We start from the raw sequence: 21,702 nt of genomic DNA, 5'->3' as shown, positions 1-21,702 counted from the left end.
CCCTGGGCCTCGATCCACGAATTGCCCCCGATCAAGACACCTGTCGAGAATCTTCATGCTGCTCTGCCTCTCCGTCGATCATCGGAACGCCGATCTCGATCTGCTCGAACGCATCGAGCGCCGCACCGACACGGTGACGGCGGCGCTCAGCGACTCCGGGATCACCCGGGGCGCCGTCGTGCTCGCCACCTGCAACCGCTTCGAGGCCTATCTCGATGCGCCCGGCCTCGCCCCCGAGCAGGCCCTCGACGGCTTGGCGCGCGCCGCCGAGCTCGCCCCGTCCGAGCTCGCGAACGCCTGTTCGGTGCATCGCGGCGACGCCGTGGCCGAGCACCTGTTCGCCGTCTCCAGCGGTCTCGAGTCGGCCTCGGTCGGCGAGGGCGAGATCGCGGGCCAGGTGCGGCGCGCCATCGACGCGGCGCGCACCTCGGGCCGGTCGAGCACCGAGCTCGAGCGGCTGTTCCAGCACGCGATGGTGGTCTCGAAGCAGGTCAAGCACCGCACCGGCCTGCAGACCAAGGGCCGCTCGCTCGTGCAGCTCGCCCTCGCGATGGTCGACAGCCGCGTGGGCGACTGGCGAGCGGCGCGCATCCTGCTGATCGGCACCGGCGCGTACGCGGGGGCGAGCCTGGCCGCGCTGCGGTCCCGCGGAGCCCAGCTCGTCAGCGTGTACTCGCCGTCGGGCCGCGCTGAGGTCTTCGCCGACTCCCACGGCATCCGGGCCGTCGCGCCGGAGGCGCTGGACGCCGAGCTCCGCAGCACCGACCTGGTGGTGGCCTGCAGCAGCATGAACGAACCGCTGCTCACCCGCGGACGCTTCGACGAGACCGTCACCGAGGGCAACGCCCCCTTCTGCGCCCGCTTCGGCATGCTCGAGACGCCGACGCCGCCCCGCGCGAGGCATCGCCTGCTCATCGACATGGGACTGCCCCGCAACATCTCGCCCGACGTCGCGGGCGTTCCCGGCGTCGAGCTGCTCGATCTGGAGACCATCGCGCTGCACGCCCCCATCCCCGAGCTCGGCGCTGAGCTGGAGGCGCGGGACATCGTGCGCACCGCGGCCGCCGAGTTCGCGGCGGTGCGCGCCGAGCGCGACGCGGTGCCCGCGCTGCGCGAGCTGCGCTCGTTCGTCGACGGGATCCTCGAGGACGAGATCGCGAGGCTGCGCGGCCGGGTCGCCGACGACGGCCGGGCCGACGAGATCGAATCGGCCCTGCGGCACCTCACCGGCCGGCTGCTGCACCGCCCGACCGTGCGGCTCCGCGAACTCGGCCGAGCGGGACGCGCGTCCGACGGGATCGCCGCGGTCTCGGCGCTCTTCGGCGACCGGCCAGTCGGCTCCTAGCCCGCCCCGGTCCCTCCCCCTCCTACTCCGTCCCGCCTCGTTCCGCCCCACCCCGGCCGGCCCGCCCCGTCCCGTCCCGATGAACGCGCGTCAGTAGATGCTGTCTCACGGCCGGTTTGGTGGCATCTACTGACGCGCGAAGAAGGCGCAGCGCGCGGGGCGACGGAGGCCCCTACGGGCGGTAGTAGATCGCGACCCGCCTCCCGTCGCGCTCGATCACCTCGACGGGCGTCTCGAACACGCGCTCCAGCACCTCCGAGGTGATGATCTCCTCGGGCGTGCCCGACGCGACCACACGACCCCCTGCGAGGGCCACGATGCGGTCGGCGTAGGCGGCCGCGAAGTTCACGTCGTGGATCACCAGCACCACCGTCTTGCCCAGCGCGTCGGCGGCGGCCCGCACCTGCCCCATCATGCTCACGGCGTGCCGCATGTCGAGGCCGGTGAGCGGCTCGTCCAGCAGCACGAAGTCGGTGTCCTGAGCGAGCACCATCGCCACGAAGGCGCGTTGCCGCTGCCCGCCCGACAGCTCGTCGATGAACCGGTCCTCCATGCCGGCCAGGTCGAGGAAGGCGATCGCCGCGTGGATCGCGCGCTCGTCGATCTCGGTCAGCCGGCCGGCCGAGTGCGGGAAGCGCCCGAAGGCGACGAGCTGCCGCACGGTCAGCCGCGCCATGAAGTGGTTCTCCTGCTTGAGGATCGAGACCACCCGCGCGAGCTGCTTCGACTTCGCGGTGCGCACGTCGAGCCCGCCGACGGCGACGCGGCCGCTGTCGGCCTCGAGCAGCCGCCCGATGATGGTGAGCATCGTCGACTTGCCCGCCCCGTTGGGGCCGATGAGGGCCGTGACGCCGCCCGGCTCGATCGTGAGGTCGACCGGCCCGAGCACGTGCCGGCCCGCGTAGGCCTTCTCGACCCCGCTCAGCGCGATGCCCTGCTCCGCACCGGCCCGGGTGCCGGCGCCCTCCTCGGTGTCCGTGCACGACTCGGTCAACGCATCCCCTTTCTCAGCAGGACGATCAGGAACAGCAGACCGCCGGCGAACTCGATGATCACGGTGACCAGGCCGGCCGCCGCGAAGACGTGCCGCAGCACGAAGGTGGCCCCCAGCAGGGTGACGAGCCCGATGCCGATGGCGAGCGGGATCGTCTCGGCGTGCGAGTCGCCCCGGGTGAACTGGTAGGCGAGGGTCGCCACGAGGAACCCGTAGAAGGTCATGGGGCCGACCATCGTGGCCGACACCGACACCAGCACGGCGACGAGCACCAGGATCGTCACCACCTCGCGCCGGTAGTGCACGCCGAGCCCGATCGCCACGTCGCGTCCGAGCGCCACCACGTCGTAGGTGCTGCGCCGGCGCCACGCGAAGACGAGGATCGCGAGCACGATGCACGCCGCGATCGGCAGGTAGTCGGGGTTGCCCTTGCCGATGCTGCCGAAGAGCCGCGCGCTCAGCACGTCGAACTCGCTCGGCGTGAGCATGCGCTGCATGAAGGTGGAGACCGAGCCGAAGCCGATCCCGAGCACCACCCCGACGAGCAGCAGCAGGTGCAGATCGGCGCGCTTGCCCGAGAACAGCCAGCCGTAGAGCAGGGTCGCGAAGAGCACCATCAGCACGCTCTGCGCGATGATCTTCGGGATGCCCTCCATGCTCGCCGCGGCCGTGCCGAAGACGAACACGAGGGAGGTCTGGACGAGCACGTAGAGCGCGTCGAAGCCGAGGATGGACGGCGTGAGGATGCGGTTCGACGTGGCCGTGTGGAAGAGCACGGTGGCGAGCGACTGGCTCACGGCGACGAAGGCGATCGTGCCGAGCGAGGTGAGCCGCGACTGCACGATGATCCAGAAGCCGGGGCTGCCCGCGGGCGCGGGATTCCCGTAGACGAGGATCGCGACCGCGAAGAGGAGCGCGGCGCCGAACACCACCACGAGCGGCAGCGCCTCCCGCCAGCGCGGCGCACGCGGGCCGGCCGGGAGCGGCGGTTCGCCCATGCTCGCGAGTGTCACGATGCTCGCCATCACACCGCCCTCCGCTGTCTGAGCAGCAGGGTGATGAAGACCACCGCGCCGACGAGGCCGAGCACCATCGAGACCGGGATCTCGAAGGGCATGATGACGGTGCGCCCGATCAGGTCGCAGACGACCACGAGCGCGATGCCGCCGAGGCACACCCAGGGCAGGTTGCTGCGCACGTTGTCGCCGCGGATCATCGAGACGATGTTCGGCACCACGAGGCCGAGCAGCGGCAGGAAGCCCACCACCACTGTCGTGACCCCGGCGGCGACCGCCACGAGGGCGGTGCCGCCGATGAGGATCGCCTCGTAGCGCACCCCGACGCTGGTCGCGACGTCCTTGCCGAGACCGGCGACCGTGATGCGATCCGCCATCAGGAACACGAGCAGGGTGACGAGCGCCACCACCCACAGCACCTCGTAGCGCCCGCGCACGACCGCGGTGAAGCTGCCCATGAACCAGGTGCCGAGCATCTGCAGCAGATTGAACTGCGCGGCGAGGAACGTGGTGAGCGAGCTCACGATCGCGCCGAGCATGATGCCGATCAGCGGTACGACGAGTGCGGTGCGGATCACGATCCTGCGCAGGATCAGCACGAAGAGCATCGCCCCGGCGAACGCGAAGCAGCTCGCGATCACCATCCTGCCGAACAGGCCCGTCTCGGGCAGCAGGAGCGCGGTGAGCAGCAGGCCGAGCGCCGCCCACTCGGTGGTGCCGGAGGTGGTCGCGTCGACGAAGCGGTTCTGCGTGAGCATCTGCATCACGAGGCCGCTCGTGGCCATGGCTGCGCCCGCGAGCACGAGCGCGAGGGTGCGCGGCACCCGGGTGATCCAGAACATCTCGGATCCGAAGTCGTTCCCCGCGATGTCGTAGACGCCCACGGCGAGCGAGGCCAGCAGCAGCCCCAGCACGACGAGGATCGCGACCGCGAGGAGCCAGGGGCGGCGTCTCGGCGGGGCGATCTCGGGGGCCGCGGGACGGGTGCCGCCGATGATGACGGCCTCCCCGCCCGTGCAGTCCTCCGGCCGCGGCCGGGGACGCCCACCGGGGCGCCCGCTCTCGCGAGCGGACGCCCCGATGTCGCGACCCGGCGGGGTCGCAGCCGGCTCCCGGCTCATGCGGCCGAGAACGCCTCCTCGAGCTGATCGAACAGCTCGGTGTAGGCCTGGATGCCCTCGGTGAGGTAGAAGTCGGGATCGAGGATCACGACCCGGTCCTCCTGCACGGCGGTGACGTTCTGCAGCGCCTCGGAGTCCCTGATGAGTTCGTCGGCGGGCGCCGAGCCGGCCTCGCGCTCCTCGGGGGCGAAGGCCGCGTCGCGATCGAGCGCCACGATCCAGTCGGGGTCGGAGTCGGCGATGGCCTCGACGTTGATGTCGTCGCCCTGGTGGTCGTCGGTGGCGCCCTCGACCTCGAGCGCGGGCTGCCAGCCGAGCGCCGGGAACACGGGGCCGAGGCCGCGGCCCACCACGGGCGCGAGGTAGCCGATCTGGCCGGCCGAGGTGTTGACCGCCATGACGGTGTCGGTGCCGTTGTAGGCGTCCTTCGCACCTGCGATCGCAGCGTCGAGGCCGTCGTTCAGGGCCGCGGCGTCGTCCTCGCGGTCGAAGATCTGGCCGAGGATCCCGGTCTGGCGCTTGAGCTCCTCGAACTGGTCCTCGCCCTCGCGCGGCGCGATCTCGATGACGGCCGCCTGCGGGTTCTGCTCCTTGAGCTGGTCGTAGTAGCTGCCGAAGCGGTAGCCGCCGATGATCAGGTCCGGCTGCTCGGCCACGATCACCTCGAGATCGGGCTCGATGTGGTTGCCCACGTCGGCGACGTCCTCGTCGTCGGTGTAGCCGGGCCAGGCCGAGCCCATCACGCCCTTGGGCACGGCGGCGAGATCGACATCCCACGCGTCGAGGGTGTCGAACACGGTGTTGTCGAGCGCCACGACGGTCTCGGGGTCGACCGGCACCTCGATCTCGCCGTGGTTGTCGGTGACGAGCACGGTGCCCGCGGTCTCGTTCGCGCTGCCCTCGTCGGCGGTCGAGTCCGCCGGGGCGCTCGAGGAGCAGGCGGAGAGCACGAGCACGGCGCTGAGCGTGAGCGCCGCGGCGGAGGCGGTTCGGGTGAGGCGGATGGACACGGCTGTTCTCCTCGGGATCGGTGTACGAAAAAAGCCGGTACACAGGTGCACCGGCGCGATCAGACCCGGTGGCTCCCGCTTGCAGCGATCCCCCGAGTCACTCGGATAAGCCTATGCTCACCTTCATCTGATGTTCAAACGAGGGTCTCGAAGCCCCCGGTGGAGTCGGCGTTTCGCCCGTCAGCGGGCCCGGACTCGATCGCGATCCCGTAGGCCATCAGCCGCCGCACCTCCCCCGAGGCGACGAAGTGGTGCTCGCGCTCCGGGATCCGCGTGAATCCCATCCGCTCATAGAGCCGCCAGGCCGTCTCCATCTGCGACGCCGTGTGCAGCACCAGCCGCGAGGCGCCGCGGCGGCGGGCCAGATCGATGCAGTGCCGCATCAGGCGCTCGCCGACGCCGCGACCGCGCGCCTCGTGCGCCACACCGAGCAGGCGGAGATCCATCTCGCCCTCGGCGGTGTCGTCGTGCAGCCGCTCGCCGGGTCTCGGCACCGTGACCGTGCCGAGCAGGGCGCCGGATCCCGGGTCCTCGGCCACCCATACCTCCGCCGCGGAGATCCGGCGGCGCACATCGGCGATCTCTCCGAGGTATCCCTCGTCGAGGCGGTAGTCCCGCTCGTAGGCGGCGCGCACCAGGGCGCTCACCGCCTCGATCTCCCGCTCCGCGGCCTGAGCGGAGCCCGCGGGGCCCGGCGCGCCGATCCGGCGGATCCGGAGTCCCGCGGATGCCGCCGTGGCGGGACCCCGCCCCGCTGCGGAGACGGGTGCGGTCTCCGGGCCGGCACCCGCAGCGGTGGACGCCCGGTCCCGGCGCACCCCTAGCGCTGCTCGGGCCGCGCGGGGCCCAGCGCCGAGAAGTCGGGCTGCCCGTCGGGGCGAGCGGGCAGCGGGCGGCCGTCCGGGAAGGTCGGCCACGGCAGCAGCGGCTGCGCCTGCTGAGCCGGGGCCGGCGGCGCGGGAGCCTGGAGAGCGGGCTGCTGGGGCTGCGCGGGCTGCTGCGCACCGCCCTGCCAGTGCCGCTGCGGTGCGCCGTGCGGCTCGGCGGCCGCGGCCTTGGCGGCCCGCGCGGCCTCCCGCGCATCCGCGCCGTACGACCAGCGCAGCAGCAGCGTGATCGAGAGGCCGAGAGCGGTGAGGATCAGCAGCGCGGTCGCGATCTTCCAGTAGAGATCCGGGATGTGCAGATCGAAGGCCTCGATGCCGACCGGCGCGGTGAAGAGGATCCCGGACAGCACCGCGAGCACACTCGTGACGAAGGCGAACCGGGTGACGACCGCCGTCGACCCGAGCTGCAGCAGCAACTGGCAGCAGAGGATCACGAGCCTCGTGACGAGGATCACGAACACCGACTTCCAGAAGATCTCCCACATGAGGGAGAAGGAGTCGTACGGGGTCATCCAGATCACGATGAGCAGCAGCCCCAGGATGTAGGCGTTGGCGATCAGCGCGACGGGCGCGTACCACTCCGACTTCTGCCCCCTGCGGGTGTCGAGCGCCGTGAAGAGCACGAACACGGCGAAGAGCGCGAAGGTGGAGAACACCCGCTCGAACTTGCCCTCGAAGTCTCCGATGAACAGGAGGGAGATCGAGGCGATCGTGAGGCCCGCGAGCAGGATGATGCTGACCTTGAGGAAGGTGGAGAGCGGCGGCGCCGACCCCTCCGGCCGGGGCGCCTTCTCGCGCTTCGGCTTCGCCGCAGCCCGCTGGGGAGGAGTCGGGGCCGGCGGCGCGCTCGCGTCCTTCTGCCAGGAGAAGACGTCCTGCTGGCCGGCCTGCGGCGCGGCCTCGCGCGCGGGCGACTGCGCCGCGGCGCCTTGCGCCGCCGGGGCGTTCACGGGCTCCGAGGAGTGCGGACCGGGTGCGTTCGTGTTCGGATCGCTCATGCTCACAGTCTTCCGTGTTCGTCTGAGAATCGCTACCCGGTCGGCCGCTTCGGGGCAGCCGCGGGCGCCGCGGCGACGGCGTAGACTGGAGGCCGTACGTCCGGCGCGCCCCGCGGCCGGTTCCGAACCCGATCCACGGAGCACATCGAGCGTGACTGACACCGACGCAATCCCCGCCGGCCCCCGCCCCGACACCGTCGCCGACGCCATCGCGACGCCTGACAAGGAGCAGCCGTACGGTGCGCTCGGCCTGAAGCCCGACGAGTACGAGAAGATCCGCGAGATCCTGGGCCGCCGCCCCACCTCGGGCGAGCTCGCCATGTACTCGGTGATGTGGTCCGAGCACTGCTCCTACAAGTCGTCGAAGATCTACCTGCGCCAGTTCGGCAAGAAGGTCAACGACAAGATGCGCGAGCGCCTGCTCGTCGGCATGGGCGAGAACGCCGGCGTGATCGACATCGGCGAGGGCTGGGCCGTCACCTTCAAGGTGGAGAGCCACAACCACCCCTCGTACATCGAGCCGTTCCAGGGCGCCGCCACCGGCGTGGGCGGCATCATCCGCGACATCATCTCGATGGGCGCGCGTCCCGTCGCCGTCATGGATCAGCTCCGCTTCGGGGCGATCGACGATCCCGACACGGCGCGCGTCGTGCACGGCGTCGTGGCCGGCATCAGCTCCTACGCCAACTGCCTCGGCCTGCCCAACCTCGGCGGCGAGACCGTGTTCGACGGCGTGTACCAGCAGAACCCGCTCGTCAACGCCCTCGGCGTCGGCGTGCTGCGCCACGAGGACCTGCACCTCGCCAACGCCTCCGGCACCGGCAACAAGGTCGTGCTCTTCGGCGCGCGCACGGGCGGCGACGGCATCGGCGGCGCGTCGATCCTCGCCTCCGACAGCTTCAGCGAGGGCGGCCCGACCAAGCGCCCGGCCGTGCAGGTGGGCGATCCCTTCGCCGAGAAGGTGCTCATCGAGTGCTGCCTCGAGCTGTTCCGCGGCGAGCTCGTCGAGGGCATCCAGGATCTCGGCGCCGCCGGCATCTCCTGCGCCACCTCCGAGCTCGCGGCCAACGGCGACGGCGGCATGTTCATCGAGCTCGACAGCGTGCTGCTGCGCGATCCCTCGCTCACCGCGGAGGAGATCCTCATGTCGGAGAGCCAGGAGCGCATGATGGCGGTCGTGGCCCCCGAGAAGCTCGACGCCTTCCTCGAGGTCACGAAGAAGTGGGACGTCGAGACGAGTGTGCTCGGCGAGGTCACCGACACCGGCCGGCTCGTCATCAACTGGCGCGGCGAGGAGATCGTCAACGTGGATCCCTCGACCGTCGCGGTCGACGGCCCCGTGTACGAGCGCCCCGTCGCCTACCCGGCGTGGATCGACGCGCTGCAGGCGAACGGCGTGCGCGCCGCCGGCCTCGCCCGCGCGGCCTCGGGCGACGATCTGCGCGCGCAGCTGATCGCGGTCGCGGCCTCCCCGAACCAGGCCGACGTGTCGTGGGTCACCAACCAGTACGACAAGTACGTGCTCGGCAACACCGCGCTCTCCTTCCCCGACGGCGCGGGCATGATCCGCGTCGACGAGGAGTCGGGCCTCGGCGTCTCGATCGCCACCGACGCCAACGGCCGCTACTGCCAGCTCGACCCCTACGCGGGATCGCAGCTCGCCCTGGCCGAGGCGTACCGCAACGTCGCCACCTCGGGCGCGGTGCCCACCGCGGTCACCGACTGCCTCAACTTCGGCAGCCCCGAGAACCCCGAGGTCATGTGGCAGTTCTCGCGCTCGGTCGAGGGCCTCTCGGACGCCTGCCTCGCGCTCGAGGTGCCGGTGACCGGCGGCAACGTCTCGCTCTACAACCAGACCGGCGACACCCCGATCCACCCGACGCCGGTCGTGGGCGTGCTCGGCATCATCGACGACGTGGCGCGGCGGGTGCCCAGCGGGTGGCAGGACGAGGGCGAGCACCTCTACCTGCTCGGCGTCACCCGGGACGAGCTCGACGGCTCGGCCTGGGCCGGCACCGTGCACGACCACCTCGGCGGCACTCCCCCCGTGGCCGACCTCGAGGCCGAGCGCGCGCTGGCCGAGCTGCTGCACGCCGCGTCGCAGGGCGGTCTGCTCTCGGGGGCGGTCGACCTGTCCGAGGGCGGCCTCGCGCAGGCCCTCACCGACGGCGCGCTGCGCTTCGGCGTGGGCGCCCGCGTGTGGATCGATGAGATCGTCTCGCGGGACGGCGTCGACGACACCGCCGCGCTGTTCTCGGAGTCGCAGGCGCGCGTGCTGGTCGCGGTGCCGCACGAGGAGGACGTGAAGTTCCGCGGGCTGTGCGAGGGGCGGGACTTCCCGGTGCTGCGCATCGGCGTCACGGACGGCTCGGGCGACACGGCCGCGATCGAGGTGCAGGATCGCTTCACGCTGCCGCTCTCGGAGTTGCGCGCGGCCTCGGAGGCCACGCTGCCGTCGCGCTTCGGGCCCGTCATCGGCTGACGCCCCGTCGGAGCGGTCGGCCGCACCGATCGGGCCGGCATTCGGGTCGCCGCGTCGCTCGATTCGCCGCGTCGCTCGATTCATCGCGTCGCTCGGATCCGGATCAGCACTCGGATCGGCGTCCCCGACGCCATCCGGGCGACGGCCGGGATCCGAGCGACGGAAGCGGTGCGCCGAGTGCCGCGGGTCAGGCGAGGCTGAGCGCGATCATCGCTGCGCCGCCGAGCACCTTCAGCGCGCCGTCGATTCCCCAGAACACCCGGAAGTCGACGGAGGTGGCCCGCAACCCGATGTAGGCGTTGATCATGCAGACGACGGCGAGCACGGCGCAGACCGGACCGTGGCTCGCGCCGAGGATCAGGAAGTGGGCGCCGACGATGAACAGCATCCACATCCAGAACTCCCGCGATTCGATGTCGGGGAACCTTCTCACCACCACGCTCACGAGATAGCCCTCGACGAGGAACGCAACGCCGAGAACGACCCACTGCCAGACCGCCGGCGACGGCAGCCCGGCGAAGATCAGCTTGGTCGCTCCCCCGATCGACATGATCAGCACGCCGACGGCCGCACCGGCGATCAGCAGCACCGTGCGCCATTTCCTCCCGCCGAACGCACCGGCTACGATGCCGATGCCGATGGCGACGAGAAAGGCGCCGCCGCCGCGCATCAGTGGGAAGCTCTCGGCGAGCCAGTGCACGTCCATGTGAACAGTCTATGCAGAAGCATTCCCCGGCGACGGCCGACGACGGACGACGACGGACGGGCTGCGTGCGTCGAGCAGGGATCAGCGGCCAGGGCCGCGGAGGCGGCGGATCCGGGCCTCGGCCTCGGCGAGGCGATCCGCGATCCGGCGGCGCTCCGCGCGCTCCCGCGCGATCGTGCGGAGCCCGTCGACCAGCAGCCACCCGAACACGGCCGCTCCGAGCCCGCACAGCAGCACGATGACCACCTGCCACACGGCGTCGCCCGCGCGAGTGGCCCCGCCGGCGCCCATGAGCACGGCGATGAGGAACGCGATGCCGAGGCCGGCGAACACGAGCGCGATGACCGCGGTCAGCCCGACCCAGAGCAGCCGTCCGGGACGATTCCTCGGCATCTGCCAGTACGGGACCACCATGCGCTCGGTGCTCTCCGGCTCAGCTCCGCACGAGCGGCGCGATGCGGGCGAGGATCGCCGCGTGCAGCACGTCGGCCGGCTGCGCGGCGTCGAGCACGAGGTAGCGATCGGGATCGGCCTGCGCCAGTTCCAGGAAGCCGGCCCGCACGGCCGCGTGGAAGCCGCCCGCCTCGGCCTCGAGGCGGTCCGCGGTGCCGCCGCGGGCGCGGCGGCGCGCGGCGGCCGTGTCGGGGTCGAGGTCGAGCAGCACCGTGAGGTCGGGCCAGAGCCCTTCGACGGCCCACTCGCTGATGCGCCGCACCTCGGCGAGGTCGAGCACGCGCCCCGCCCCCTGGTAGGCGAGCGAGGAGTCGATGTAGCGGTCCTGCACCACGACCGCGCCGCGCTCGAGCGCCGGGCGCACCACCTTCGCGACGTGCTGCGCACGGTCGGCGGCGTACAGCAGCGCCTCGGCTCGGGGATCCACGTCGCCGATCGCCTCGCCGCCGTGCAGCAGCAGCTGCCGCACCTCGGCGCCGAGCCGGGTGCCGCCGGGTTCACGCGTGCGCACGACCTCGCACCCGCGCTCCTCGAGCCACGCGCCGAGCAGCTCGGCCTGCGTGCTCTTGCCCGCGCCGTCACCGCCCTCGAACGTGATGAAGAGACCGGTCATCTGCTCATTCTCCCTGGTTTCGACTTCGTTCGCCGCGCTCTCGCCGCCCGCCCTCCGCGGGAGCTCAGCGTGCGCTCCGCCTCCGAGCGGCCGTCGGATCGCCTCAGCTCGCGGACTCGGCGGCCTTCCTGGCCGCGTTCGCCCGGCGCGTCTCCGCGGCCTTCTTGGCCGCGGCCGACCGGGCGGGATCGACCGCCTTCGCGGTGCTGCCGGCCGCGGCGGTCTTCTTGGCGGGGGCCTTCTTGGGCGCCGCCTTGCGCGCCGGAGCCTTCTTCTTGGCCGGTCCCTTCGCCCGCTTGAGGGCGAGCAGTTCGATGGCCCGCTCGAAGGTGATGTCCTCGACGCTGTCGCCGCGCGGGATCGTCGCGTTGGTCTCGCCGTCGGTGACGTACGGGCCGAAGCGGCCGTCGCGCACGCGCACCGGCTTGCCGCTGACGGGGTCGGCGTCGAACTCCTTCAGCGCGCTCGACGCCTTGCGGGCACCGTACTTCGGCTGCGCGAACAGCTCCTGCGCGCCGGCCAGATCGATCGAGAAGATCGCGTCCTCTCCCGGAAGGGAGCGCGTGTCGGTGCCCTTCTTGAGGTACGGTCCGTAGCGCCCGTTCTGCGCCGTGATCTCGGCGTTCGATTCGGGATCGACGCCGACCACCCGGGGCAGGTCGAGCAGGGCGACCGCGGTGTCGAGGTCGACCGTCGCGGGATCCATGCTCTTGAAGAGCGAGGCGGTGCGCGGCTTCTGCCCCTTCGGCAGCTCCTCGCCCTCGTCGGGCAGCTCGGTGACGTAGGGACCGAAGCGGCCGTTCTTCGCGATGATGCGCTTGCCCGTCTGGGGGTGCAGCCCGACCACCCGGTCCTCGGCGGGCTCCGCGTCGGCGAGCTCGTGCGCTTTCGCGGGGGTCAGCTCGTCGGGGGCCATGCCGTCGGGGATGTTGACGCTGCGGGGCTTGAGCACCCCGTCATCGCCGACCTCGCACTTGTCGTCGAAGACCTCGAGGTAGGGGCCGTACTTGCCGTTGCGCAGCGAGATCTCGTCGTCGATCTTGATCGTGTTGATCGCGCGCGCGTCGATCTCGCCGAGATTGTCCACCACGCCGCGCAGGCCGGGGTGGTTGTCGGTGCCGAAGTAGAACTCGCCCAGCCACTTGCCGCGCGCCTCCTCGCCCGCCGCGATGCGGTCGAGGTCGTTCTCCATCTCGGCGGTGAAGTCGTAGTCGACCAGCTCGCTGAAGTGCTCCTCGAGCAGGCGCACGACCGAGAAGGCGATCCAGCTCGGCACGAGCGCCTGCCCTTTCTTCGCCACGTAGCCGCGGTCCATGATGGTGCTGATGATCGCCGCGTAGGTCGAGGGGCGTCCGATGCCGAGCTCCTCGAGCCGCTTGGTGAGGCTGGCCTCCGTGTAGCGGGGCGGCGGACTCGTCTCGTGCCCCTTCGCCTCCGGCTGCTCGATGCCGAGGCGCTGGCCGGAGGCTAGCTGCGGCAGCGACACGTTCTGATCCCCGCCGTTCTTCTCGCTGTCTCCGCGCTTCTCGTCGCGCCCCTCCTCGTAGGCGAGCAGGAAGCCGGGGAACGTGATGACCGTGCCGCTGGCGGTGAACTCGGCGGCGGTGGGGGCGGAGGATCCGGGCTCCTCGACGGAGACGGCGAGCGTGACGGTGTCGGTCGACCCCTTGGCGTCGGCCATCTGGCTGGCCACGGTGCGCTTCCAGATCAGCTCGTACAGGGCGTATTCGCCCTGGGAGAGCTTGCCCTTGAGCGCGCTGGGGCGCTGGAAGGTGTCGCCGGCGGGACGGATGGCCTCGTGGGCCTCCTGCGCGCCCTTCGACTTGCCCGTGTAGACGCGGGGCTTGTCGGGCAGCGTCTGGGCGCCGTAGAGCTCCGCGGCCTGCGAGCGCGCCGCCTGGATCGCCTGCTTCGAGAGCGTGGGCGAGTCGGTGCGCATATAGGTGATGTAGCCGTTCTCGTACAGCGACTGCGCGAACGACATGGTCTGCCGCGAGCTGTAGCGCAGCTTGCGCGAGGCCTCCTGCTGCAGCGTGGAGGTGGTGAAGGGAGCCGCGGGGCGGCGCGTGTGGGGCTTCGTCTCGACGGAGCGCACCTCGGCGGAGGCGCCGTTCGCGAGCAGCGCGGCGAGGGACTCCGCACGCTGCTGCTCCAGCCGGATCACACCCGCTTTGGCGGCCTTGCCCGTGAGCGCGCCGTCGTCGCCGAAGTCGCCGCCGGTCGCGAGGCGCTGGCCGTCCAGACGCACCAGCTTGGCCTCGAACGCGGTGGTGTCGACTGCGTCGGCGGCCGGGCTGAAGGTGGCCGTGAGATCCCAGTACTCGGCGGAGCGGAAGGCCTGCCGCTCGCGCTCGCGGTCGACGACGAGACGCGTCGCCGCGGACTGCACGCGACCGGCCGACAGCTTCGGGGCGACCTTGCGCCAGAGCACGGGAGAGATGTCGTAGCCGTACAGGCGGTCGAGGATCCGGCGGGTCTCCTGCGCGTCGACGAGCGCGATGTCGAGGTCGCGCGTGTTCTGCTTCGCCTGCTCGATCGCCTCCTTGGTGATCTCGTGGAACACCATGCGGCGCACGGGCACCTTCGGCTTCAGCACCTCGAGCAGGTGCCACGCGATGGCCTCTCCCTCGCGGTCCTCATCCGTGGCGAGCCAGAGCTCGTCCGCTCCCTTCAAGGCGCGCTTGAGTTCGGCGACGGTCTTCCTCTTGTTGTCGTTGACCACGTAGTACGGCGCGAAGTCGTTCTCGACGTCGACCGCGAACTTGCCGAACGGGCCCTTCTTGAGCTCGCTCGGCAGCTCCGAGGGCTCCGCGAGGTCGCGCACGTGACCGACCGACGCGATCACCTCGTAGTCATCTCCGAGGTAGCCGCCGATCGTCTTCGCCTTGGTCGGCGACTCGACGATCACGAGTTTCTTCGTACCCGCCACGGGTCTCCTTCATTCGCTTCGAACTCTGCGCTGCACGGGCCCTCGACGCGGGCGACCGTTCTGCACCGACACGATACACACTCTCATGTGAGAATCCACCATCCCGACGGGAACTGCTCTCTCATCGGGGCGCGATGCCTCCTCAATAGTAGGGCCAAGCCGCGGGGCGCTCAGGGCGGCCCGATGTAGGCGAACGGATCGACATCGGGGTGCGCGTTCACGGGGCCCGACGAGAGCGTGAAGTGCGTGTGGGGGCCGGAGGTGCAGCCGCTCATCCCCGCGGAGGCGACGCGCTGCCCCGCCCGCACCCGGGTGCCGGGCGCCAGTCCGAAGCGCTGCGGCGATGCGGGGGCGATGTGGTTGTGCGAGCTGTAGAGCACCCGCCCTCGGTACTCGTGACGGATCACGACCGAGAAGTTGGGGCCGCGCCACCACTCCGGCTGCGCGAGGCACCGCTCGGGCACGCCCCCGCCGTCGGGACCCGCCAGCAGCAGCACCCCGGCGTAGGGCGCGTAGAGCGCGCCCTCGCGCGTGACCGCCAGGTCGATGGCCAGCCCGTCGTGGAACCCCTGGGACACCGCTCGCGAGTCCGACGGCCACGCCCAGCCGTCGGGACCGACGGGACCGTCCGGAGCCGCCGTCTCCACTCCGCCCGGACCCGCGCGAGCCGCCGCGATCGCCTCGAACGGAGCGGCGGCGGCCGCCTCGACCAGCGCATCGGCGCGAGCGGCGTCGATCCGGCAGCTCCGGAGCCGTGCCTCGTGGACGAGTGCGACCTCGCGGGCGATCTCGCACGGCTCCGCATCGATCCACCCGCCGAGCGCATCGGCCGCGGCGATCGCGGCGGCGTCCGCCGCTGCGGCGGCCCGATGCTCCGCCTCGACCTGCGAGGACGCGATGATCACGGGCAACCCGAGGCACAGGGCCGCACCGGCGCAGGCGAGGAGGGCCGGGGCGCTCATCCCGCACCCTCGTCGGCCGGGACGACGGCCTCGTCCGTCGCACCGCCGCCGGCTGCGCGGCCCTCTGCCGTCTCGCGCCCGGGTGCGCTTCCCGTGGCCGTCTCGCCGCTGATGGCCGCGCATGCGAGGCTCTCGATGCCGATCCCGGCGAGCAGGCCCCCGCCGGGCTGCGATCGCAGCGTGACGCAGTGCAGCCCGCGGTGCCGGCTGCGGACGACCTCGACAGACGACCCCTCCCACTCCTCCAACGCAGACGCGGCCAGGTCGCCGTCTCCGCGCGCCTCGAATCGGGCCACCTGAGCCGCGAGCGAGACGAGGGCGACGCGGTGGGCCGAGATGAGGATGCCTCCGATGGCGAGACCGAGCACGACGAGGATCGCCGGCATCACGATGGCGAACTCGGCGGTGACCGACCCCTGCTCCCCCGAGAGGCCCCTGCGGCGAGCGCGGGCAGCACGGGCAGCACGGGCAGCACGGGCAGCACGGGCAACGACCGTGCCGCGATCGGCCCCCGCGCATCGCTCATCCGCCGGCGCCCAGCGCATTCTCGACCAGCCGCACCAGCATCGCCCGGATCTCCTCCGACCGCATGATCGCGACGAGCAGCCCGGCGAAGGCGACTCCCGCCAGGATGACGATGGCGTACTCGGCCGTGACCGCTCCCTGATCGTCCCCGAGCCGGCGACGGGGACGCGCCTCGGCTGCACGCTCCGGGGGTCGCAGGAAGGCGAGTTCGCCGCGCGGCGCGGCGGCCGCGGTGCGTTCTCCGCCGGTCGGCCTCTTCGCGCCGCGCGGCGCACCGGGCGCACTGCGGTCCGACACGAGTTCGAGTCTGATGTTCACGGGATTCCCTCCGTCGGGCACGGCTCCCGGCGTGCGCCGGTGCTTCCATCCTGCGCTCGCGACAGCGGCGGCGGGTCGTCTGCGAGCCATCTGTGGAGAAGGTGGGGACGGCGCCGGTGTTCGCCCCGGGTGTGAGCGAGGAACGGGGCCGCGCGGCGCCCGCCGCGCATCACGCTCCCCCGAGCATCGCGACGAGCACCGGCACCACCCCGAGCACGATGAACGACGGCAGCACGCAGACCCCCAGCGGCACCAGCACCCGCACGCCGAGCCGCTCGGCCGCGCGCTCCAGCTCCGCCTCGGCCCGGGTGCGCGCCGCGGCGGCCTCCTCGACCAGCATGGGGCCGAGCGGTGTTCCGGTGCGCTCCGCCGACCCGATGACCGCGCGGAGCGTCCGCTCGTGCAGGAACCCGTCGAGCGGCACCCACTCGGCGCCGAAGCGGTCGACGCAGTCGACCGCCCGCCGCAGTGCGACCCGCGGATGCGCCCCTCCTCCGAGCGCGATCCGCACCAGCTCGAGTTCGAGCCCGGCCACGCGATCCGCCCGCTCGACGCCGCGGCGCAGCGCCCGCGCCCACACGATCCCGGCCAGCAGCAGTGCGACGCCGGCCGGCAGCAGCGCCGCGCCGAGCGGGCTCAGCAGCACCGGGAGCGGGTCGAAGCCCAGCAGCCAGCCGAGTACGAGAGCGAGCGGCGGCAGCGCCGACACCAGCCGCACCGTCGCACGGGGCGCGGCGAGCAGCACGGTCCGGCGCTCGCGCAGCCGCTCGAGCGCGCGCAGCGCGGCGCCGATGCGATCGAGCGCGGGGGCGAGCGGGACGCCGCTCTCCTCGGCGAGGCTCCACGCCACCGCCAGCACCCGCCACTCCGGCCCCCTCCCGGCGGCGATCGCGATGGTCACCGGCTCGCCCAGCTCCACCCGAGCCGAGATCTCGGCCGCGGCGCCTCCCGCCTGCGGGTCCTCCGCGAGAACGGAGAAGACCCGTGCCGGCGGCACCCCTCCCCGCAGGAGTGCGGCGCACCTGAGCGCGCTCACCGCGGCGCCGTTCGAGTCGGCACCGGGAGGGCGGCCGCGCGCTCGCGCACGGGCGGCCCGCTCCGTCGTCGCACCCCTCGCCGCTCCGCGACCTCGCCGCACGCTCGGACGATTCACGGGCGCACCCGCTCGATCCCGAGCAGCCCGTCCGCCCCGAGCAGCAGCCGGCCGACCGCCGCGACGCGGGGGCCGTTCGTCCCCCGCACCAGGTGGATCACCCCGTGCAGCGCGGAGACCGCCTGGCGCGCGAGCGCCTCGGGGTTCCATCCCGCCAGAGCGCCGAGCGCCTCGAGTCTCGCGGGCACGTGCTCCAGCCGGCTCGCGTGCAGGGTGCCGGCGCTTCCGTCGTGCCCGGTGTTCAGCGCGCCCAGCAGCGTCGAGATCTCCGCTCCCCGGCACTCCCCCAGCACGATGCGGTCCGGGCGCATGCGCAGGGCCTCGCGGAGCAGCCGGTCAAGGGTCACCTCCCCGACGCCCTCGGCGCTCGCCTGGCGCGCTTCGAGGGAGACCACGTGCGGATGCCGCAGCCGCAACTCGGTCACGTCCTCGATCACCAGGATGCGTTCGTGCGCCGGTGCGATTTCGAGCAGCGCCGCGAGCACCGTGGTCTTGCCGCTGCCCGTTCCGCCCGTCACGAGCAGGTTGCGCCGGGCGCGCACCGCTTCGCGCAGCGCCGCGGCCATGCCCGCATCGCACAGCCCGCACCGCACGAGCTCATCGAGACCGGGCGGCGAGATCCTCGGCACCCGGATCGATACCGCCGCACCCGAGACCGCGACGGGCGGGAGCACGGCGTGCACCCGGATACCGTCGCCCAGCCGCACATCGGCGCAGGGGTGCAGTTCGTCGAGATGGCGTCCGCCGGCCGCGACGAGCCCGGTGGCCAGCCGGTGCACCGACTCGGGATCGGCGCGGTACGCCGCGACCGGTTGCAGGCTCCCGCCGCGATCGACCCAGAGCTCGCCCTCGCCGCCGCGCACCTGCACGAGCAGATCGCGCAGCTCCGGTTCGTCGAGCAGCGGGAGCAGTGCTCCGAGCGCCCGCCGCGCCGCCGGGCCGAGTCCGGCCGTGCGCGTCGCGGCCGGACGTGCCTCGGGCGCGCCCACCGCGGACGCACCCGTCTCGGACGCACCCGTTTCGGGCGGGGAGCGCTCGGAGAGCGGAAAGGCGGGGTCCATGGGCCTCAGCGAACCACGAGACCGGCGACGGCGCAGCGGTGAGGGCGCGAATGTGGACAACTCGCCTCGATCCCGGTTTTTCTCCACCCGGTGAGCGAAGCGTCAACGCCCCCGAGCGGAAGGTATACCCTGGAAAGCGCACTGCTCCACTCGCCGGTGCGCGGACTCGGACCCGCACCGACGACGGCGCGCACTCGAACGATGGGATAAGGGTGTCCATGACTGATCAGAACGGGACCATTGAAAGTCATCCTCTGCATCACGGCGAGGAGGTGGAGAGCTATCCGCCGTCGGCCGAGTTCCGTGCGCAGGCGAACGTGAACGATCCGTCGGTGTACTGGCGCGCGGCGGAGGATCCCGAGGCGTACTGGGCGGAGCAGGCGCGGAAGCTGAAGTGGTCGAAGCCGTTCACGGAGGTGCTGGACTGGTCGAATCCGCCGTTCGCGAAGTGGTTCGCCGACGGAGAGCTGAACGTCGCGGCGAACTGCCTGGACCGGCACGTGGCCGCGGGGATCGGCGACCGCGTCGCGATCCACTTCGAGGGAGAGCCGGGCGATACGCGCACCCTCACCTACGCGGAACTGACGCACGAGGTGAAGCGGGCCGCGAACATGCTCACGAGCCTGGGAGTGTCCGCGGGCGACCGGGTGGCGATCTACATGCCGATGATCCCCGAGACGGTGATCGCGATGCTCGCGGTCGCGCGCCTCGGGGCGGCGCACTCGGTCGTGTTCGGCGGGTTCAGCGCGGAGAGCCTGCGGGCGCGCATCGACGACGCGCAGGCCGAGCTGGTGATCACGGCCGACGGCGGCTACCGCAAGGGCCGCGTATCGGCGCTGAAGCCGACCGTGGACGACGCGCTCGCACTCGACACCGGCAGCCCGCTGTCGGTGCAGAAGGTGCTGGTGGTGGAGCGCACGCAGAACGACGTGGCGATGGAGCCGGGCCGCGACCTGTGGTGGCATGAGGAGATCACCGCGTTCGACGGGGATCACGACGCGCAGGGCTTCCCGGCCGAGAACCCGCTGTTCATCCTCTACACCTCGGGTACCACCGGCAAGCCCAAGGGCATCCTGCACACCTCCGGCGGCTACCTCACCCAGACCTCGACCACGCACCGCGACGTGTTCGATCTGAAGCCCGAGACCGACGTGTACTGGTGCACCGCCGACATCGGCTGGGTCACCGGGCACTCCTACGTCGTGTACGGGCCGCTCGCCAACGGCGCCACCCAGGTGATCTACGAGGGCACCCCGGACACCCCCGACTGGGGCCGCTGGTGGTCGATCATCCAGAAGTACGGGGTGACGATCTTCTACACCGCCCCCACCGCGATCCGCGCCTGCATGAAGGTCGGCCGGCAGGTGCCCGAGCAGTACGACCTGTCCTCGATCCGGGTGCTGGGCAGCGTCGGCGAGCCCATCAACCCCGAGGCGTGGCGCTGGTACCGCGAGGTCATCGGCGCGGGCGAGGCGCCGATCGTGGACACGTGGTGGCAGACCGAGACCGGGGCGATCATGATCTCACCCCTGCCGGGCCTCACCGCCCTGAAGCCTGGCAGCGCGCAGATCCCCCAGCCCGGGATCTCCGCGACCGTCGTCGACGAGCAGGGCGAACCGGTGGGCAACGGCCGCGGCGGCCTGCTCGTGGTGCAGCAGCCCTGGCCATCGATGGTGCGCACCATCTGGGGCGACGACCAGCGCTTCATCGACACCTACTGGGCGAAGTTCGGCGACCGCTACTTCGCCGGCGACGGCGCCCGCCTCGACGAGGACGGCGATGTCTGGCTCCTCGGCCGCGTCGACGACGTCATGAACGTGTCCGGGCACCGCCTCTCCACCGCTGAGATCGAGTCCGCCCTCGTGGAGCACCACGCCGTCGCCGAGGCAGCGGTCGTCGGCGCCGACGACGAGACCACCGGGCAGGCCGTCGTCGCGTTCGTGATCCTGAAGTCCCAGCAGCAGCTCCTCACGCCCGAGACCGCCGAGCAGGAGCTCAAGAAGCACGTCGCCGGCCAGATCGGCGCGATCGCCCGCCCCCGCCAGGTGTTCGTGGTGACCGAGCTCCCCAAGACCCGATCCGGCAAGATCATGCGCCGCCTCCTCAAGGACGCCGCGGAGGGCCGCGAGATCGGCGACACCACCACACTCGCCGACACCGCCGTCATGCAGACCATCTCCGCGCGCATGCGCCAGGAGAAGGAGCAGCGATAGCACCGGCGTGAAGCCGTAGACGGCTGAGGGGCGGATCCGTGAACCGGATCCGCCCCTCAGTCGTCCCGCCGGCGAAGCGGCTGACGCCTCAAGCGGCCGCGCCGCTGTGAGGCGTCAGTCCTCGACCTTGAAGACGAACTCGATCTCGACGGGCGCGTCGAGCGGCAGCACCGCCACGCCCACGGCCGAGCGCACGTGGATGCCGAGGTCTCCGAACACGCGGCCGAGGAAGACCGAGGCGCCGTTGGCGACCCCCGGCTGCCCGGTGAAGGAGGGATCCGACGCCACGAACGCGGTCACCTTCACCACCTGCGTGATCCGATCGAGGGAGCCGACCACCCCGCGCACCGCCGCGAGCGCGTTGAGCGCGCAGAGCTGAGCGAGCTCCGTGGCCTGCTCGGGCGTGACGAGCCCCGCCCCCTCGCCCACCTTGCCCGTCGCGGGGAGAGCCCCGTCGACGAAGGGCAGCTGACCGGCGGTGTAGACGTAGTTGCCGTCGCGCATCGCCGGCACGTACGCCGCGACGGCCGCGGCCACCTCGGGAACCTCGAAGCCGAGTTCGCTCAGCCGTTCCTCGATTACTGACGCCATATCAGGCCTTCCTCTTCAGGTATGCGACGTTTCCGCCGGCCGGGCCCTCGATGATCTGCACGAGCTCCCATCCCTGGGCCCCCCAGTTGTTCAGGATCTGGGCCTCGTTGTGCAGCAGCAGCGGCGTCACGAAGTACTCCCAGCGCGGGGCTTCGGTCGTATCACTCACGTGCGGATCTCCCTCGGTGGTCGGTGGCGGTGGTATAGGCGACGGCGCCTGCGGGCGCACCCGCTTCGTGGTTTTGTCAGCAACGTCGCTTACCCTTGATTCTATGACCCGTCAGACATCACAGTCCTCGCGTGTGCGCTCATTCAAGCCGCGCAG

At 71.8% G+C, this 21,702-nt stretch carries 20 protein-coding genes; 3 read left to right on the top strand and 17 right to left on the bottom strand.

Annotated elements, in window-relative coordinates; all coding sequences use genetic code 11:
• The first annotated feature begins 55 nt into the window (after window positions 1-55).
• A complete protein-coding gene (locus tag ACWKZU_RS04320) occupies window positions 56-1,345 on the top strand; it encodes a glutamyl-tRNA reductase (RefSeq protein WP_449281159.1) in 1,290 nt (429 codons plus the stop codon).
• A gap of 172 nt (window positions 1,346-1,517) precedes the next feature.
• Here ACWKZU_RS04320 and ACWKZU_RS04315 read toward each other — a convergent pair whose 3' ends face one another.
• From ACWKZU_RS04315 to ACWKZU_RS04290, 6 genes are all read right to left on the bottom strand, one after another.
• Entirely contained in the window at window positions 1,518-2,276 is a 759-nt protein-coding gene (locus ACWKZU_RS04315; protein WP_449281174.1) for an iron ABC transporter ATP-binding protein, read from the bottom strand.
• A gap of 59 nt (window positions 2,277-2,335) precedes the next feature.
• Window positions 2,336-3,364 (bottom strand): iron chelate uptake ABC transporter family permease subunit, encoded by a 1,029-nt coding sequence (locus tag ACWKZU_RS04310; protein WP_449281158.1) that lies wholly within the window; start codon window positions 3,362-3,364, stop codon window positions 2,336-2,338.
• Window positions 3,364-4,476 carry an ABC transporter permease gene (locus ACWKZU_RS04305; RefSeq protein ID WP_449281157.1) on the bottom strand — a complete coding sequence of 371 codons (1,113 nt, stop codon included), beginning with the start codon at window positions 4,474-4,476 and terminating at the stop codon, window positions 3,364-3,366. The genes ACWKZU_RS04310 and ACWKZU_RS04305 overlap by 1 nt, the downstream gene beginning before the upstream one ends.
• Entirely contained in the window at window positions 4,473-5,486 is a 1,014-nt protein-coding gene (locus tag ACWKZU_RS04300; RefSeq protein ID WP_449281156.1) for a siderophore ABC transporter substrate-binding protein, read from the bottom strand. The genes ACWKZU_RS04305 and ACWKZU_RS04300 overlap by 4 nt, the downstream gene beginning before the upstream one ends.
• Before the next feature lie 134 nt (window positions 5,487-5,620).
• A complete protein-coding gene (locus tag ACWKZU_RS04295) occupies window positions 5,621-6,304 on the bottom strand; it encodes a GNAT family N-acetyltransferase (protein WP_449281155.1) in 684 nt (227 codons plus the stop codon).
• 2 nt (window positions 6,305-6,306) lie between these two features.
• Window positions 6,307-7,371: a hypothetical protein gene (locus ACWKZU_RS04290; protein ID WP_449281154.1), complete on the bottom strand. Its 1,065-nt coding sequence runs from the start codon at window positions 7,369-7,371 to the stop codon at window positions 6,307-6,309.
• Window positions 7,372-7,522: 151 nt separating this feature from the next.
• Between ACWKZU_RS04290 and purL the strand changes: the two genes are divergently transcribed.
• Entirely contained in the window at window positions 7,523-9,853 is a 2,331-nt protein-coding gene (purL, locus tag ACWKZU_RS04285) for a phosphoribosylformylglycinamidine synthase subunit PurL (RefSeq protein ID WP_449281153.1), read from the top strand.
• A gap of 187 nt (window positions 9,854-10,040) precedes the next feature.
• On the opposite strand, the gene ACWKZU_RS04280 is transcribed toward purL, so the two are convergent.
• From ACWKZU_RS04280 to ACWKZU_RS04240, 9 genes are all read right to left on the bottom strand, one after another.
• A complete protein-coding gene (locus tag ACWKZU_RS04280; protein ID WP_449281152.1) occupies window positions 10,041-10,559 on the bottom strand; it encodes a DUF6609 family protein in 519 nt (172 codons plus the stop codon).
• Between the two features lie 81 nt (window positions 10,560-10,640).
• A complete protein-coding gene (locus ACWKZU_RS04275) occupies window positions 10,641-10,973 on the bottom strand; it encodes a hypothetical protein (RefSeq protein WP_449281151.1) in 333 nt (110 codons plus the stop codon).
• Between the two features lie 19 nt (window positions 10,974-10,992).
• A complete protein-coding gene (gene tmk / locus ACWKZU_RS04270; RefSeq protein WP_449281150.1) occupies window positions 10,993-11,625 on the bottom strand; it encodes a dTMP kinase in 633 nt (210 codons plus the stop codon).
• 103 nt (window positions 11,626-11,728) lie between these two features.
• Complete coding sequence (gene topA / locus ACWKZU_RS04265) at window positions 11,729-14,554, bottom strand: type I DNA topoisomerase (protein WP_449281149.1); 2,826 nt, start codon at window positions 14,552-14,554, stop codon at window positions 11,729-11,731.
• Window positions 14,555-14,724: 170 nt separating this feature from the next.
• Entirely contained in the window at window positions 14,725-15,516 is a 792-nt protein-coding gene (locus ACWKZU_RS04260) for a M23 family metallopeptidase (RefSeq protein ID WP_449281148.1), read from the bottom strand.
• Window positions 15,513-15,905: a TadE/TadG family type IV pilus assembly protein gene (locus tag ACWKZU_RS04255; protein WP_449281147.1), complete on the bottom strand. Its 393-nt coding sequence runs from the start codon at window positions 15,903-15,905 to the stop codon at window positions 15,513-15,515. The genes ACWKZU_RS04260 and ACWKZU_RS04255 overlap by 4 nt, the downstream gene beginning before the upstream one ends.
• Window positions 15,906-16,038: 133 nt before the next feature.
• Entirely contained in the window at window positions 16,039-16,359 is a 321-nt protein-coding gene (locus ACWKZU_RS04250) for a DUF4244 domain-containing protein (RefSeq protein ID WP_449281146.1), read from the bottom strand.
• A 169-nt stretch (window positions 16,360-16,528) separates the two neighbouring features.
• The gene (locus ACWKZU_RS04245; RefSeq protein ID WP_449281145.1) at window positions 16,529-17,395 is read right to left on the bottom strand and encodes a type II secretion system F family protein; all 867 of its coding nucleotides are present in this window, start codon (window positions 17,393-17,395) and stop codon (window positions 16,529-16,531) included.
• 113 nt (window positions 17,396-17,508) lie between these two features.
• On the bottom strand, window positions 17,509-18,573 hold the full coding sequence (locus ACWKZU_RS04240) for a CpaF family protein (RefSeq protein ID WP_449281144.1): 1,065 nt from the start codon (window positions 18,571-18,573) through the stop codon (window positions 17,509-17,511).
• 218 nt (window positions 18,574-18,791) lie between these two features.
• On the opposite strand from ACWKZU_RS04240, the gene acs reads away from it, so the two are divergent.
• Window positions 18,792-20,786: an acetate--CoA ligase gene (acs, locus tag ACWKZU_RS04235; RefSeq protein WP_449281143.1), complete on the top strand. Its 1,995-nt coding sequence runs from the start codon at window positions 18,792-18,794 to the stop codon at window positions 20,784-20,786.
• Between the two features lie 114 nt (window positions 20,787-20,900).
• Here acs and ACWKZU_RS04230 read toward each other — a convergent pair whose 3' ends face one another.
• Together ACWKZU_RS04230 and ACWKZU_RS04225 are read right to left on the bottom strand one after the other, a co-directional pair.
• Window positions 20,901-21,377 (bottom strand): RidA family protein, encoded by a 477-nt coding sequence (locus ACWKZU_RS04230; protein ID WP_449281142.1) that lies wholly within the window; start codon window positions 21,375-21,377, stop codon window positions 20,901-20,903.
• Between the two features lies 1 nt (window position 21,378).
• Complete coding sequence (locus ACWKZU_RS04225) at window positions 21,379-21,546, bottom strand: DUF4177 domain-containing protein (RefSeq protein ID WP_075201009.1); 168 nt, start codon at window positions 21,544-21,546, stop codon at window positions 21,379-21,381.
• Window positions 21,547-21,702 lie beyond the last annotated feature (156 nt).

Source organism: Leucobacter sp. (assembly GCF_053528595.1).
This window is presented reverse-complemented; position numbering and strand designations above follow the sequence as displayed.

Bases quoted from the DNA above. Each gene is read 5' to 3' on its own strand.
- ACWKZU_RS04260 (WP_449281148.1), bottom strand. From the start codon at position 15,516: ATGAGCGCCCCGGCCCTCCTCGCCTGCGCCGGTGCGGCCCTGTGCCTC.
- ACWKZU_RS04305 (WP_449281157.1), bottom strand. From the start codon at position 4,476: ATGAGCCGGGAGCCGGCTGCGACCCCGCCGGGTCGCGACATCGGGGCG.
- acs (WP_449281143.1), top strand. From the start codon at position 18,792: ATGACTGATCAGAACGGGACCATTGAAAGTCATCCTCTGCATCACGGC.
- ACWKZU_RS04280 (WP_449281152.1), bottom strand. From the start codon at position 10,559: ATGGACGTGCACTGGCTCGCCGAGAGCTTCCCACTGATGCGCGGCGGC.
- tmk (WP_449281150.1), bottom strand. From the start codon at position 11,625: ATGACCGGTCTCTTCATCACGTTCGAGGGCGGTGACGGCGCGGGCAAG.
- ACWKZU_RS04310 (WP_449281158.1), bottom strand. From the start codon at position 3,364: ATGGCGAGCATCGTGACACTCGCGAGCATGGGCGAACCGCCGCTCCCG.
- ACWKZU_RS04320 (WP_449281159.1), top strand. From the start codon at position 56: ATGCTGCTCTGCCTCTCCGTCGATCATCGGAACGCCGATCTCGATCTG.
- ACWKZU_RS04230 (WP_449281142.1), bottom strand. From the start codon at position 21,377: ATGGCGTCAGTAATCGAGGAACGGCTGAGCGAACTCGGCTTCGAGGTT.
- ACWKZU_RS04290 (WP_449281154.1), bottom strand. From the start codon at position 7,371: ATGAGCGATCCGAACACGAACGCACCCGGTCCGCACTCCTCGGAGCCC.
- ACWKZU_RS04275 (WP_449281151.1), bottom strand. From the start codon at position 10,973: ATGGTGGTCCCGTACTGGCAGATGCCGAGGAATCGTCCCGGACGGCTG.
- ACWKZU_RS04240 (WP_449281144.1), bottom strand. From the start codon at position 18,573: ATGGACCCCGCCTTTCCGCTCTCCGAGCGCTCCCCGCCCGAAACGGGT.